12 protein-coding genes and 1 riboswitch are annotated in these 13,613 nt (G+C 63.4%); of the genes, 5 read left to right on the top strand and 7 right to left on the bottom strand.

Annotated elements, in window-relative coordinates; all coding sequences use genetic code 11:
- Positions 1-206 precede the first annotated feature (206 nt).
- Entirely contained in the window at positions 207-545 is a 339-nt protein-coding gene (gene fdxA / locus NKI32_RS12645; RefSeq protein WP_013529180.1) for a ferredoxin FdxA, read from the top strand.
- 427 nt (positions 546-972) lie between these two features.
- Entirely contained in the window at positions 973-1,554 is a 582-nt protein-coding gene (locus NKI32_RS12640) for a CarD family transcriptional regulator (protein WP_023673664.1), read from the top strand.
- A gap of 190 nt (positions 1,555-1,744) precedes the next feature.
- Here NKI32_RS12640 and NKI32_RS12635 read toward each other — a convergent pair whose 3' ends face one another.
- From NKI32_RS12635 to NKI32_RS12625, 3 genes are all read right to left on the bottom strand, one after another.
- The gene (locus tag NKI32_RS12635; RefSeq protein WP_023673665.1) at positions 1,745-2,512 is read right to left on the bottom strand and encodes an amino acid ABC transporter ATP-binding protein; all 768 of its coding nucleotides are present in this window, start codon (positions 2,510-2,512) and stop codon (positions 1,745-1,747) included.
- Positions 2,509-3,189 carry an amino acid ABC transporter permease gene (locus tag NKI32_RS12630; protein WP_023693608.1) on the bottom strand — a complete coding sequence of 227 codons (681 nt, stop codon included), beginning with the start codon at positions 3,187-3,189 and terminating at the stop codon, positions 2,509-2,511. Before NKI32_RS12630 ends, NKI32_RS12635 begins: the two co-directional genes overlap by 4 nt.
- A 137-nt stretch (positions 3,190-3,326) precedes the next feature.
- Complete coding sequence (locus NKI32_RS12625; protein WP_023673667.1) at positions 3,327-4,100, bottom strand: amino acid ABC transporter substrate-binding protein; 774 nt, start codon at positions 4,098-4,100, stop codon at positions 3,327-3,329.
- A gap of 397 nt (positions 4,101-4,497) precedes the next feature.
- Here NKI32_RS12625 and NKI32_RS12620 point away from each other — a divergent pair, with 397 nt between their 5' ends.
- Positions 4,498-5,355: an RNA polymerase factor sigma-32 gene (locus NKI32_RS12620; RefSeq protein WP_023731851.1), complete on the top strand. Its 858-nt coding sequence runs from the start codon at positions 4,498-4,500 to the stop codon at positions 5,353-5,355.
- 96 nt (positions 5,356-5,451) lie between these two features.
- On the opposite strand, the gene NKI32_RS12615 is transcribed toward NKI32_RS12620, so the two are convergent.
- The 4 genes from NKI32_RS12615 to thiB form a co-directional block, all read right to left on the bottom strand.
- A complete protein-coding gene (locus NKI32_RS12615; protein ID WP_245260366.1) occupies positions 5,452-6,858 on the bottom strand; it encodes a M48 family metalloprotease in 1,407 nt (468 codons plus the stop codon).
- 331 nt (positions 6,859-7,189) lie between these two features.
- The gene (gene thiQ / locus NKI32_RS12610; protein WP_353002757.1) at positions 7,190-7,954 is read right to left on the bottom strand and encodes a thiamine ABC transporter ATP-binding protein; all 765 of its coding nucleotides are present in this window, start codon (positions 7,952-7,954) and stop codon (positions 7,190-7,192) included.
- Positions 7,951-9,549, bottom strand: coding sequence for a thiamine/thiamine pyrophosphate ABC transporter permease (thiP, locus tag NKI32_RS12605; RefSeq protein WP_353002756.1), 1,599 nt, complete (start codon positions 9,547-9,549; stop codon positions 7,951-7,953). Before thiP ends, thiQ begins: the two co-directional genes overlap by 4 nt.
- A 220-nt stretch (positions 9,550-9,769) precedes the next feature.
- On the bottom strand, positions 9,770-10,777 hold the full coding sequence (thiB, locus tag NKI32_RS12600; RefSeq protein ID WP_353002754.1) for a thiamine ABC transporter substrate binding subunit: 1,008 nt from the start codon (positions 10,775-10,777) through the stop codon (positions 9,770-9,772).
- Positions 10,778-10,820: 43 nt separating this feature from the next.
- Positions 10,821-10,935: riboswitch (TPP riboswitch) on the bottom strand.
- A gap of 162 nt (positions 10,936-11,097) precedes the next feature.
- Between thiB and NKI32_RS12595 the strand changes: the two genes are divergently transcribed.
- Positions 11,098-11,757 (top strand): thiamine diphosphokinase, encoded by a 660-nt coding sequence (locus tag NKI32_RS12595; protein ID WP_352666382.1) that lies wholly within the window; start codon positions 11,098-11,100, stop codon positions 11,755-11,757.
- 1 nt (position 11,758) lies between these two features.
- Positions 11,759-13,579 carry an ABC-F family ATP-binding cassette domain-containing protein gene (locus tag NKI32_RS12590; protein WP_353002753.1) on the top strand — a complete coding sequence of 607 codons (1,821 nt, stop codon included), beginning with the start codon at positions 11,759-11,761 and terminating at the stop codon, positions 13,577-13,579.
- Positions 13,580-13,613: the final 34 nt, after the last annotated feature.

The following is a 13,613-nucleotide window of genomic DNA, read 5'->3' as shown; positions in this document are numbered from 1 at the left end:
ACACGCGGGCCCCGCCTGCAATGGCTGCCCTTGCAAGCGGCAGGCAAAGGCGTTACCTCACCAAAAAAGCCGCCGCATCGGCGCGAAAATCGGAAATCGATTTTTCGGAAGGCACGATGCGCAGATTCAAAGTGTTAGAGCGTACTTTGTGCGTCCAAGTGGACGCACGTCGCTCTAGCAAGAACGGGACGTCCCGGAGCCGACCAATGACCTATGTCGTGACCGACAACTGCATCAAATGCAAGTACATGGACTGCATCGAGGTCTGTCCGGTCGACTGCTTTTACGAGGGCGAGAACATGCTTGTCATACATCCCGACGAGTGCATCGACTGCGGCGTCTGCGAACCGGAATGCCCGGCCGATGCAATCAAGCCCGACACCGAGCCGGGCCTCGACAAATGGCTGCAGGTCAACACCGAATACGCCGAGAAATGGCCCAACATCACCGCCAAGAAGGAGCCTCCGGCAGATGCCAAGAGCTTCGACGGCGAGGCCGGCAAGTTCGAGAAATATTTCTCCGCCGAGCCCGGCGAAGGCGATTGAGCGCATGACCCTGGAATCGGAATCGATTTCGGAAAGGGTGATGCGCAAAGCAAAAAAGTGCGGCCTATTGGATCGTCATAACGCTGCGTAACGCGCATCATACATTAACTGCCTTGACAGGCGGCGATGTCGCTCGACCTTCGCGTTTGCAGCAAAACCTTGATTCTTCCGACTTTTTGTGCTACACCAGTTGAAACATGCCGGTGACACAACGTCGATTTATGGCGCAAGCGCCCCAAATCACTGAAAGGTGAAATCCCCAATCGGACCAGAGCGATCTGGGCCAGGCAGTCGCTATGTATGCGGTTTGCCGGTCCCGGCTTTTTCCGATGGGTTCATCTTGTTGTGCGGCTAACGATCGGTGTCCCCGGTCGCATGCGTTCGGACCGGCAGGCCGCCGGTGCCACAACAAGGAGTTCAGGGCGTAATGGCAACGATCACCCCGCAGAAGAAGTCCACCTCGGCACGCCACGGTTTCAAGACCGGCGAGTACATCGTCTATCCGGCACACGGCGTCGGCCAGATCGTCTCGATCGACGAGCAGGAAGTTGCGGGCCACAAGCTGGAACTGTTCGTCATCGACTTCCAGAAGGACAAGATGCGCCTGAAGGTTCCGGTCGCCAAGGCGACCTCCATCGGCATGCGCAAGCTGTCGGAAGAGGATTATGTCGAGCGCGCGCTGAAGGTCGTGCAGGGCCGCGCCCGCGTCAAGCGCACCATGTGGTCGCGCCGTGCGCAGGAGTATGATGCCAAGATCAATTCGGGCGACCTGATCTCGATCTCGGAAGTCGTGCGCGACCTCTACCGTGCCGACAACCAGCCGGAACAGTCCTATTCCGAGCGCCAGCTCTATGAGGCGGCACTCGACCGCATGGCGCGCGAGATCGCGGCAGTCAACCGCATGTCGGAAACCGAAGCCGTGCGCCTGATCGAGGTCAACCTTAATAAGGGCCCGAAGCGCGGCGCCAAGGCCGACAATGAGGAAGCCGAGCAGGAAGAAGCTGCCTGATCGCTTTCACCGTCGAATTCATGAAAACCCGGCCTTGTGCCGGGTTTATGTTTTTACCCTCCCCTTGTGGGGTTCCAAGGACGGGCGAGACCCGTGGCTCGCCCAGGCAGGTCGCTGCGAAGATGGGGGACGGCAACAGACCCGACCCGGACCTTCCGTCCGACCTCCCCACAAGAGGGAGGTAGAAGGCTCAGCCGCCGGCTTCCTTCTCCGCCTCCTGCTTCAGCGTCGCAATAAAACGCTTGGTCCGTTCCCGCTCCGGATTGCTGAACACCACGGTGGACGGCCCCTTCTCGACGACGACACCAGCATCGAGGAACACCACCTCCTGCGCGATCTTGGAGGCAAGGCGAAGGTCGTGCGTGGCCATCACCATGGTGGTGCCTTCGCTGGCGAGTTTTCCGAGCACGTCGACCACTTCCTGCGCCAGTTCCGGATCGAGCGCCGAGGTCGGCTCGTCGCAGAGCAGAACCTTGGGCGACGGCGCCAGGGCGCGGGCGATGGCCACACGCTGCTGCTGGCCGCCCGACAGCGTTGCCGGCCAATCATCCGCCTTGTGCGCCATGCCGACCTTCTCGAGCAGCGCCAGTGCCCGCTCGCGCGCCTTTGCCGTCGGCCATTTCAGCACCGTCACCAGGCCTTCCATGACGTTCTCGATCGCGGTGCGATGCGGGAACAGCTGGAAGTTCTGGAACACCATGCCGGTCTGCAGCCGCAGGCGCTGGATGTCGCGGCTGGGGATCTTGATGCCGGGACGGAATTCCAGCGTCTCGTCGCCGATGCGCACCATGCCCGAGGTCGGGATCTCCAACAGGTTGATGCAGCGCAGCAGAGTGCTCTTGCCACCGCCGGAGGGACCGACAAGCGCGGTGACGCTGCCTTCGGCAATGGTGACCGTCACGCCCTTCAGCACCAGATTGTCGCCGAAGCGCTTTTCGATATCGGTGAGGCCGATCATGAGCGCGCCTCCAGGAAGCCGCCATAGCGGTTGAGCCGCTCCTCCAGCCGCGTCTGCAAGGCCGAAAGCACCGAGCTCATCGCCAGATAAAGGATCGCCGCCTCGACATAGAGGATCAGCGGTTCATAGGTGGTGGCGACGATGCGCTGCGCCGCCTGGAACATCTCCGGCACGGTGATGGCGGCGGCCAGCGACGTATCCTTGACCAGCGAGATGAAGGTGTTGGACAGCGGCGGCACGGCGACGCGGCCGGCTTGCGGCAGGATGGTGCGCCGCATCGCCTGGCTCCAGGTCATGCCGATCGAATAGGCCGCTTCCCACTGGCCCTTCGGCACCGAGCCGATCACGGCGCGGATAATTTCCGAACTGTAGGCGCCTATGTTGAGGGTGAAGCCAATCAGCGCCGCCGGAAAAGCATCCAGCAATATGCCGACCGAAGGCAGGCCGTAAAAGATCAGGAACAGCTGCACCAGAAGCGGCGTGCCGCGAAAGATCCAGACATAGAAGCGGACCACGGCAACCAGAGGCTTGGGGCCGAACAGCCGCACCAGGGCGACAACCAGGCCGACGAACAGGCCGAGTGCGAACGATAGCAATGTCAGCGGTACGGTGAAGATCAACGCCGCCCACAGCAGTGTCGGCAACGAGTCCAGCATCAGGTGTAGCCAGTGCGGCACGAACGGCTCCTCCCTCACAGACCGCCGCGGTGACGGCAGTGCGATTGTGTGCTTCTCATATCATGCGAATAACGGCGAGCCGTCAAAGACGGCCCGCCGCTATTTGTCATTGCCGGCAAACCGCCGGGAGATGGTCTTTACTGCGAGACATCCTGGCCGAAATAGGTATCGGCGATCTTCTTGTAGGTGCCGTCGGCCTTGATGTCGGCCAGCGCCTTGTTGATCGCCGCGACCAGCTCCGGATCACCCTTGCGCACGATGACGCCGGAATAGTCGGCGTTCTCTTCCTGCGCGGCGATCTTCACATTGGCGTCCGGCTTGTGCTTCTTGAAGTCGAGGAAAGACAGGCTGTCATTGATGGTGGCGTCGGCGCGGCCGGTGAGCAGCAGCTGGATCGACTGGTCGAAGCCGTCGGTGCCGACAAGTTCGGCGCCGTTGGTCTCGGCGAGCTTGCCGAAATTCGATGTCAACGACTGTGCCGACTTCTTGCCCTTGAGGTCGGCGAAGGTCTTGATGTCGGTGTTGTCGCCGCGCACGATCAGCACGGCCTTGGAGGCGATGTAAGGATCGGAGAAATCGTACTTGGCCTTGCGCGCGTCGGTGATGCCGACCTCGTTGATCACGGCGTCGTAGCGGTTGGCGTCGAGGCCGGCGATCAGCCCGTCCCATTTGCCTTCGAGGAACTCGACCTTGACGCCGAGCTTGTCGCCGATCGCCTTGGCGATCTCGACGTCGAAGCCGACCAGCGCGCCGGAAGCATCATGATAGGTGAAGGGCGCATAGGTGCCTTCGGTGCCGACCTTGAGTGTGCCGGCCTGCTTGATCTGGTCGAGATTGGCGCCGGCGTGGCCTGATGTAACAGCCAGAACCTGCAGCGTTCCGGCGATGATGAGCGAATTGAGCCATTTCATTTCTATGTGATCCCGTCCTTGGCCGGTGTCCGGCGCTTGTGAGAGCCGGAAACTGACAGATACAGCGCAGCAAAATAAGGAACCAGATTTCAAAAAAACGGCGATCCAGAAATCAGATTCTCAAAGCAGCTCCGATCGGTGCCAATAGTCCCGATCTGCGGTGTCGATGCGCCCTGTCGGACCGCACAAAACAACCGCCCTCGGCGGCGGAACCAATCCCCGGTATGGCACGTTCATGGCTTGTTGTAGGGCGCCGCGTTTCCATTTCAAGAACCCTTGGCTGCGCTAGGCCCGAAGCAATTCCAGGAAAGTGGGAAAGCGGTTTCCTTCGGAATTGCGTCAAACAGAGATAACGGCCGCCAGGCCGTCCGAAAATGTCCGGGAGCAGGAGCGCGGCATGATCGAAGACACGGCAGGACGGACCATGGTCCGCACGGCAATGAAAGCCCCCTACCTCGAGCGCGATGAGGAACATGTTCTCGCCTTGCGCTGGAAGGAGGACCAGGATCAGCAGGCGCTGCATCAGATCACCGTCGCCCATATGCGGCTGGTCATCTCCATGGCTTCGAAATTCCGACATTACGGCCTGCCGCTCGGAGATCTGGTCCAGGAGGGCCATGTCGGGCTGCTGGAAGCAGCCGCGCGTTTCGAGCCGGAGCGCGAGGTGCGCTTCTCGACCTATGCGACATGGTGGATCCGCGCTTCGATGCAGGACTATATCCTGCGCAACTGGTCGATCGTTCGCGGCGGCACCTCTTCGGCGCAAAAGGCGCTGTTCTTCAACCTGCGGCGCCTGCGCGCCCGTCTTGCCAATGGCGCCGAGCCGATCTCCAACGCCACGCTCTACCGCGAAGTCTCGGTAGCCCTAGGCGTCTCCGAGGCCGATGTCGCGAAGATGGATTCCAGGCTTTCAGCACCTGACTCTTCGCTCAACGCACCGCTCGCCGACGAAGCCGGCACCACCGAGCGGATGGACTTCCTGATTTCGGACGATCCATTGCCTGACGAGGTCGCCGGCGACACCATCGACGTCGAACGGCGCCTGATGTGGCTGAAGACGGCGCTCCGCGCGCTCAATGCCCGCGAACTCAGGATCATCGAGGAGCGCCGGCTGACCGACGAAGGTGCGACGCTTGAGGCGCTCGGCGAGACGCTCGGTATTTCCAAGGAGCGTGTCCGCCAGATCGAGGCCCGCGCCATGGAAAAGCTCAAGCTCGCGCTGGTCAAGCAGAACCCCGAATTCATGGCAGCGTGAGATTGCCAGGAACAGGGGTACCGCCCCGAGTTATCTCAGAAAAGTTATCTCAGAAAAAAGCACTACGAAGGCTGGGGTTTCTGACGAAGACCGGCGCTATCTGTCCGTGACGATCTTGACCTTGTCGCCGGCCGAAACCGAGGCGCCCGGCGACATCGCGTTGAGCACGCGGAACAGATCGAGCTTGCGGTCGACGCCGACCATCTGCGCCGAAAGTGTGCCCATCGTCTGCCCGGCCTGTACCGTGACGACGCGGATATGCAGCGGCTTCAGTGCCGCTTTCTCGGCGGGGCTGAGCACGCGGAACGAACCGCTGACCGAGCGTGCCACCGGATCGAGTGTCGTGCTGGCCGAGGGGGCGGCCGTCAGCAGGCGATAGACCTGGCCGCCGGCGCGGATCACTGCAATGTCGAACTGCCAGCCATCGGCGCCGGCGTGCGCTGTCGCCGCCTCGTTGCCGTCGATCGTCTCCTGGCGCACACTGGTCTCGTCGAGACCGGCCACCCAGCCGCTTCTGATGTAGTCGGTCAGCGCACGATCCTTGTCGATCGACACACCGTCGAAGCGGATCGCCATGTCGCCGGGACCGGTCGCCGTCACCGCCGCTGCCGAATTGTCGATGATGAAGCCGTCGGGCACCGTGAACGAAACGCCGAGGCCCGGATGCAGGAAGGTCTGGCCGCGCACATAGCCCTCTTCCGGCGTGTCGCCATAGAGCAGGCCGTCTATCCCGGCCAGGAAGGAATCGCGGTCGCGGGTGCCGATGCCCGGCGCGCCGAACTGGCGGGCGTGGCGCTGCGCCAGATCAATTCGCTGCGGCGTGTTGGGGTGCGTAGCCAGGAAGTCGAGGCTGGCGTCGGTGGCGCCGCTGATCGAGCGGAAATCGGTATAGGCCGACATCGACTGCAGGAAACGCCCGGCGGCATAGGGATCGTAACCCGCCTCGCCGATCGATTTGATGCCGATCGCGTCTGCCTCCAGCTCCTGGTTGCGCGAGAACTGCGCCAGCCTCAGCTTGCCGCGGATCAATGCCTGCTTGGCGGTCGGACTGTCGCCCAGCACATCGGAGACCACCTTGGTCGCCAGGCCTTCCTCGGCCTCGAGCTGCTGTCGCTGCAGACCGTGATTGGCGGTGACGTGGCCCATCTCATGCGCGATGACGGCGGCGAGTTCGGCCGAATCATTGGCCAGCGCCAGCAGGCCGCGGGTGACGTAGAGATAGCCGCCCGGCAGCGCGAAAGCGTTGACGTTTGGCGAATTGAGGATGGTGATGCGATAGGTCTGGGTCGGATTGGCCGACACCACGGTCAGGCTGCCGACAACCTTGGCCACCATGCGCTCGAGCTTGGGATCGGAATATTCGCCGCCATAGGTGGCAAGGATGCGCGGATGCTGTGCCTTCGCCAGTTCGGCAAGCTTGCTGTTGGCGGCGACATTGTCGACCGTGATCGGCTTGTCGGAAGGCTGGAAGCCAGATTCCTGCACTTCGGGAGGCGTGAACATCTGGCAGCTGGCCAGCGCCACGGCAAGGCCGGCCAGCGCGAGGAAGCGCACCAGCGGTCTGCGTTTCAAAGTGTCAGTGCCGGTCGGCAGCACGGCGTTCCTTCAGCTCTCGGCGCATGATTTGGACCGGGGTCCGCGCCAGCGAAAAATCGGTTTTCGTTGGCAATCCTGCACACATCAAAAAACCTACAGCGTTTACGCATCCGGCCGGATGCGGCGCTGTAGGGGGCAAATCACGGCTCGTGCCGGACCAGTACTAAGCGGACCTAGCCACATCAGCTGGACCATGGCAAGCAAGCGCCACATCACCTGTAGCCGGTTTGGTCGTAAATTATGTCCGCTTCCGGGCAATATCGCGTGATCCGCCCGAACTTGCGCCGATATAGCGCCGAAACGCTTCAGGGCCAGTGCCGTCGAAAAAATCGGCGGCAGGTCCCGTCGCGGCAACCCTGCCATTGTCCAGAAAAACCATCTGCTCGCCGATACGGCGAGCGTCTTCCGGCTGATGCGTGACGAACAGCACCGTCATCGCCCGCTCGGCATGAACGCCGGCCACCAGGTCGAGCATGTCGTCGCGCAGTGCTGGCCCGAGCGAAGCGAACGGCTCGTCGAGCAGCAGCACTGGCCGGTCGCGCACCAGAACGCGGGCGAGCGCTACGCGCTGCCTTTCGCCGCCGGAGAGTTCGCGCGGCAGGCGTATCTCCTTGCCGGCCAGGCCGACGCGGTCAAGCGCCTCGGCGATTGCGGCGCGATCGGCGTCGGTCAGGTTGAGCGATGGCGAGCGGCCGAGCCCGACATTCTTCTCCACCGAGAGATGAGCAAACAGATTGTTTTCCTGGAATACCATCGACACCGGCCGCGCCGAAGGCGGCTCGGCGCCGACATCGGCGCCGCCGATCAGCACACGACCGGACTCCGGCGTCTCGAAACCAGCCACCAGATTGAGCAAGGTCGATTTGCCCGAACCACTTGCCCCCATGATGGCGGTGATCTTAGATGTATGGAATTCGACATCGAACAGGAATGACGTTTCGCCATAGCTGAACGAGACCTTGTCCAGCCGGACAGTCGTGCCTTTCTCCACAGCGGACGTCACGATCTCTCTCCCCGTCCCAGCCAGTCTGCCGCGACCACCAATGCAAGGCAGACCGCCCCGAGCAGCAAAGCCAGCCCGGCAGCATCGGCCGTGCGATAGCTGCCCATGCGCGCCAGCAGGAGATAGGGCAAGGTCTGTACCGAATCGCTGCCGAACAGCGCGATGACGCCGAGATCGCCGAGCGACAGTGCCATGGCGAAGGCAAAGCCGGTGGCCAGCGGCCGCCGGAGCGATGGCCAGTCGACCAGAAGCAGCCGGTTCCAGCCCGCAATGCCGAGCTGCGCGCACAGCTTTTCGTGGCGCTCGCTCGCCGCATCATAGGCCGGGCGCATCGCGCGGATGGCAAAGGGCATCGCCATCACCGCATTGACGATGACGACCATGACCGGCGCGATGGCAAAGACATCGCTGACCGTGCGCAGCAGGAGAAACCAGCCGGCGCCGATGACAATGGGCGGCACGACGAGGACGAAGCCGGCGCCGGTGTCGGTGGCATGTTCGAGCAATGAACGGGCACTGGACCGGCGGCGCAGCGACAGTGCCCGCCGAGCCATGATCAGCGACAGCGACAGCGCCACCGAAAGTAGCGCCGCCGAGAGGGCGAGACCGGCGCTGGTCAGGGTCGCCTGACGCACGGCACTCTCGCCCGCCAGCCGGCCGAGATCGGCGCCGAGGCCGGACGCGACGGTGGCCGCCATTGGTCCGGCGACGAACAGCAAGGCGAGCACGATCAGGACGGCGTTGAACGCTGTTTCTGCTTTGCCGGCCAAGTGATAGCGGCGCGGCGCGACAGGCAAATTGGCGTCGCCGGTCACATTGGCGCCGAGCCGCGTCAGCGCCAGCATGACGGCAAAAGTCAGCGCGATCTGCAGCACCGTCAGCGTCACCGCTCGCGCCGGATCGAAGTCGAAACGCAGCGCCTGATAGATGGCGACTTCCAGCGTCGTCGCCGCCGGCCCGCCGCCGAGGATCAGCACGATGGTGAAGGAGGTGATGCAAAGCATGAAGACAAGCCCGGCGACGCCCGGCAGCGCGGCGCGCAGCACCGGCCACTCGATCAGCCGGAAGGCTGGCCTCGCCCCCATGCCGAGCTGGCTCGCCAGCCGCCATTGATCGGCCGGCACCGTTCCCAGCGCTTCGAGGAACAGCCGGGTGGCCAGCGGCAGGTTGAAGAAGACGTGGGCGACGAGGATGCCCGACAGCCCATAGATGTCGGGCCAGCTCTGGCCACGGATCGCGGCGAAATAACCGGCGCGGCCATAGAGCGCCAGTATGCCCAGCGCTCCGACAATTGCCGGCAAGGCAAGGGGCACAGTGAACAGCTGCAGGATGAAGCCGCGTCCGAAGAAGCGCGGATGCCGCGACAGCGACCGGGCGACGAAGAGCGCCGGTACGGCGGAAAGCAGAGTCGAGAGCGCAGCCTGCCAGAGCGTGAAGCGGACAACGCGCAGGAGATAGAGGTCAAAGGCGGACGCGGCGCCGGAAAGGTCGTGCGCGCCTTCGCGGATAAGGCCGGCGAAGGCGCCACCGATCAGCAGCGCGATTGCCGCAAGCGCGACAATGCCGGCCGTGATGCGGGGGTCAGAGCGTTGCACTCTTTACCGGGCGTCGCGTTCCTTCGCGCCCCCCTCTGTCCTGCCGGACATCTCCCCCACGAGGGGGGAGATTGGCGGTTTTAGCGCTCCGCTCATTCCTGCAGCTTCGGAGATTGGCGAAAGTCAACGTAAAGGCCAATCTCCCCCCTCGTGGGGGAGATGTCCGGCAGGACAGAGGGGGGCGCCGTAGAGCACTCATCTTTTGACTATACAGCCAAATCTACTTGCTCATCACCGCCAGCCATTCATCCACCCAGGCCTTGCGATTTGCCGCGACCTCTTCCGGGCTGAACAGCAAGGTCTTCGCCGGCTTGACCAGCCTATCAAAAGCCGGATTGAGCGGCTTGTCGGTTTTCCCGGCCGGGAACATCCAGTTGGTTTCCGGAATGACATCCTGGAATTTCGGCCCGGTCATGAAGGCCAGGAACTTCGCCGCCAGCGGATTCTTCGCGCCCGTGGTGGTGATGCCGGCGACCTCGATCTGCAGATACTCGCCTTCCTCGAACGAGGCCGCCTGGTAGCGCCCGGTGTTCTCGGCCACCATGTGGTAGGCCGGCGACGTCGTATAGGAAAGCACCATCGGCGCCTCGCCCTTGGTGAACAGGCCGTAGGCCTCGCTCCAGCCCGGCGTCACCGTCAGCACTTTGCCCTTGAGTTTCGCCCAGGCTTCCGGCGCCTTGTCGCCATAGACCGACTTGACCCACAGCAGCAGGCCGAGGCCCGGCGTCGACGTCCTCGGATCCTGGATGACGATCTTGTCGGCGGCATCGCCCTCGACCAATTCCTTCAGGCTCTTCGGTGGGTTCTTCAGCTTCTCGGTGTCGTAGACGACGGCGAAATAGCCATAATCGTAGGGCACGAAAGTGTCGTCGCTCCAGCCGCCCGGCACGTTGTTTTCAGCCACCGCGCCATGTCGGACAAACAGGCCGGAAGCCTTGGCTTCCGCGGTGAGGTTGGTGTCGAGGCCAAGCACGATATCGGCTTTGGTCGAGGCTCCTTCCAGCTTGACGCGGTTGAGCAGCGCGACGCCGTCGGCCGCCGAGACGAAGTCGACGCTGCAGCCGCACTCGGCTTCGAATTCCTTCTTCACCTGGGGTCCCGGACCCCAGTCGGCAGTGAAACTCTCATAGGTATAGATCGTGAGTTTTTCCTGCGCTGACGCAGGGCTTGCCAGTAGCGAAACAGCAAGCCCCAGCGCTGGGACAAGACGGGACAAAAACATGCGCATCGGCGCCTCCTTCATTCGTGTTGAAAGGAATTGAGGCGTCGGGCTGTCCGAAGCGTCTAATCCCTCCGCCGGTACAAACCGGATCAGGTTCAGCGGGTTGGCGAGACTGCCTCTCAGCCGGCCCGCGAAGATCGCGTCCGGCACCCCGTTAGAGCGTTTCGACACATAGGCTCGGCCAAGGTGCCACGCAAGCGGAAGTTTGCCCGAGCATGATCCCGGAAAGTGGAATCCGTTTCCGGAAAAAGATCATGCTCCAACAAAGAGTGACGGTGCCGCTCGGCCTTCCGTTTCGTCGGCGGGGCTGGTAAGGGCCAGCGGATATGAGCACATTCACCATCCTGCTTGGCGGCGATCTCGTCCGCACGCCGCGGCTCGACCGCCAGGTCGCGGGCACGCGCGTCATCGCCGCCGACGCCGGCATCGGTCATGCCCGCCTGATCGGCCTGATGCCGGAGCTGTGGGTCGGCGATTTCGATTCTGTGCCGGCGGACCTGCCTGCCGATCTCGCCGCCGTGCCGCGGGAGGTGTTTCCTCCCGAAAAGGACAAGACCGATGGCGAACTGGCGATCGCGGCGGCATTGGAACGCGGCGCCACCAGCCTGGTGCTGGCCGGCGCTTTCGGCGGCAAGCGCGCCGACCACGCCTTCCTGCATCTGGCGCTCAGCCTTCAACTGGCAGAGACAGGCACAAAAGTGCTGTTGACCAGCGGAGCGCAGGAAGGCGCCCCTTTGCTGCCCGGCAAGGCCGGCTTCGACTATGCCGACGGAACGCTGTTTTCGGTGCTCGGCTTTTCCGATCTTTCGGGCCTCACCGTGTCCGGCGCGAAGTGGCCGCTCGACCATGTCGAGGTCGTGTTCGGCTCGTCGCTGACCATCTCGAACGAGGTCAAGTCCAACAAGACCGGGGGCGGCCTCGAAATTGAGCTCGGCCATGGCCGCGCGCTGCTGCTCGCCCACCCCTACCCCTTGCCTGAAAGCTGACATGGCCCCGCCCCTTCTCAACCTCGACGGCATAAGACTGACCTTTGGCGGCACGCCGCTGCTCGATGGCGCCGAACTGACGGCGTCCGCCGGTGACAAGATCGCGCTCGTCGGCCGCAACGGCTCCGGCAAGTCGACGCTCCTGAAGATTGCCGCCGGTCTGATCGAGCCGCAAGACGGCGAGGTCTTCCGCCAGCCTTCGGCAACGGTGCGCTATCTCCCGCAAATGCCCGATATGGACGGCTTTGCCAATGTGCGTGCCTATGTCGAGGCCGGGCTTGGGCCTGCCGACGATCCCTACCGCGCCACATATCTGATGGAGCATCTCGGCCTCGCCGGCACGGAGAACCCCAACGATCTCTCCGGTGGCGAGGCGCGCCGCGCAGCACTTGCCCGCGTCATGGCGCCCGAACCCGATATTCTGCTGCTTGACGAGCCGACCAACCATCTCGATTTGTCGGTCATCGAATGGCTGGAAGAGGAGCTCGTCCGGACGTCTTCGGCGCTGATCGTCATCTCGCACGACCGACGCTTCCTCGAACGCGTCTCGCGCGCCACTGTCTGGCTCGACCGTGGCCAGACCCGCCGCCTCGACAAGGGCTTTGGCCATTTCGAGGAATGGCGCGACCTTGTGCTGGAAGAGGAAGAGCGCGAACAGCACAAGCTGGGCCGCCAGATCGTGCGCGAGGAGCATTGGCTGCGCTATGGCGTGACGGCTCGCCGCAAACGCAACATGCGCCGGCTCGGCGAACTGCAGACCATGCGCCAGCGTTTTCGCGGCCATCGCGGCGCCGAGGGCTCGGCCACCATGGTGGCCAGCGACGCCGCCGAATCCGGCAAGCTGGTGATCGAGACCAAAAACATCGAAAAGAGCTTTGGCGACCTCACCGTGGTCAAAGGCTTCTCGACCCGCATCCAGCGCGGCGATCGCATCGGCCTTGTCGGGCCGAACGGCGCCGGCAAGACGACGCTGTTGAAGATGCTCACCGGCGAGATGAAGCCCGACGCCGGCTCGGTGCGGCTCGGCACCAATCTGGAAATCGCCACGCTCGACCAGAAGCGCGAGGCGGTCGATCCGGCCGAGACCCTGGCGCAGTATCTCACGGACGGGCGCGGCGAAAACCTCGTCATCAATGGCGAGCAGCGCCATGTCGTGTCCTACATGAAGGATTTCCTGTTCAAGCCGGAACAGGCGCGCACCCCGGTGCGCGAGCTGTCCGGCGGCGAACGGGCGCGGCTGCTCCTGGCGCGTGTTCTGGCGCGGCCGGCCAACCTTCTGGTGCTCGACGAGCCGACCAACGATCTCGACATGGAGACGCTGGAACTGTTGCAGGAACTTGTCGCCGGCTTTGCCGGCACGGTCATCCTGGTCAGCCACGACCGCGACTTCCTCGACCGCACCGTCACCAGCATCATCGCCCCGGACGGAGGCGGCCGCTGGATCGAATATGCCGGTGGCTATTCCGACATGCTGGCGCAGCGCGGCGGCACCCGGCTCGACGACCGCAAGGCGCGCGCCAAGGCCGAAGCCAGCGATGCGCCGGCGCCGGGCAAGAGCGAGCCGGCAGCGCCAAAAGGGCCGTCGAAGAAACTGTCGTTCAAGCAGAAATTCGCCCTGGAATCGCTGCCCAAGAAGATCGAGGCGGTAATGGCCTCGATCTCGCGTTTGGAAAACAACATCGCCGATCCCGCCTATTACGAGCGCGACCCGGCCTCGTTCCAAAAGACCATCGCCGCCCTCGACAAGGAACGCGCCACGCTGGCCGCACTCGAGGAAGAGTGGCTGGAACTGGAAATGCTGCGTGAGGAGATGGAGGGGTAGCATTGCCTGCGGTCTTTTATGCGCGTATATTGTG

This window comes from Mesorhizobium sp. M0761, assembly GCF_040320205.1.
Taxonomy (GTDB): domain Bacteria; phylum Pseudomonadota; class Alphaproteobacteria; order Rhizobiales; family Rhizobiaceae; genus Mesorhizobium.
This window is presented reverse-complemented; position numbering and strand designations above follow the sequence as displayed.

Coding starts and splice junctions, on each gene's coding strand:
- NKI32_RS12625 (WP_023673667.1), bottom strand. CDS start 4,100: ATGAAATGGCTCAATTCGCTCATCATCGCCGGAACGCTGCAGGTTCTG.
- NKI32_RS12620 (WP_023731851.1), top strand. CDS start 4,498: ATGATCGAAGACACGGCAGGACGGACCATGGTCCGCACGGCAATGAAA.
- fdxA (WP_013529180.1), top strand. CDS start 207: ATGACCTATGTCGTGACCGACAACTGCATCAAATGCAAGTACATGGAC.
- NKI32_RS12615 (WP_245260366.1), bottom strand. CDS start 6,858: ATGTTCACGCCTCCCGAAGTGCAGGAATCTGGCTTCCAGCCTTCCGAC.
- NKI32_RS12635 (WP_023673665.1), bottom strand. CDS start 2,512: ATGATCGGCCTCACCGATATCGAAAAGCGCTTCGGCGACAATCTGGTG.
- thiB (WP_353002754.1), bottom strand. CDS start 10,777: ATGCGCATGTTTTTGTCCCGTCTTGTCCCAGCGCTGGGGCTTGCTGTT.
- NKI32_RS12595 (WP_352666382.1), top strand. CDS start 11,098: ATGAGCACATTCACCATCCTGCTTGGCGGCGATCTCGTCCGCACGCCG.
- NKI32_RS12640 (WP_023673664.1), top strand. CDS start 973: ATGGCAACGATCACCCCGCAGAAGAAGTCCACCTCGGCACGCCACGGT.
- NKI32_RS12590 (WP_353002753.1), top strand. CDS start 11,759: ATGGCCCCGCCCCTTCTCAACCTCGACGGCATAAGACTGACCTTTGGC.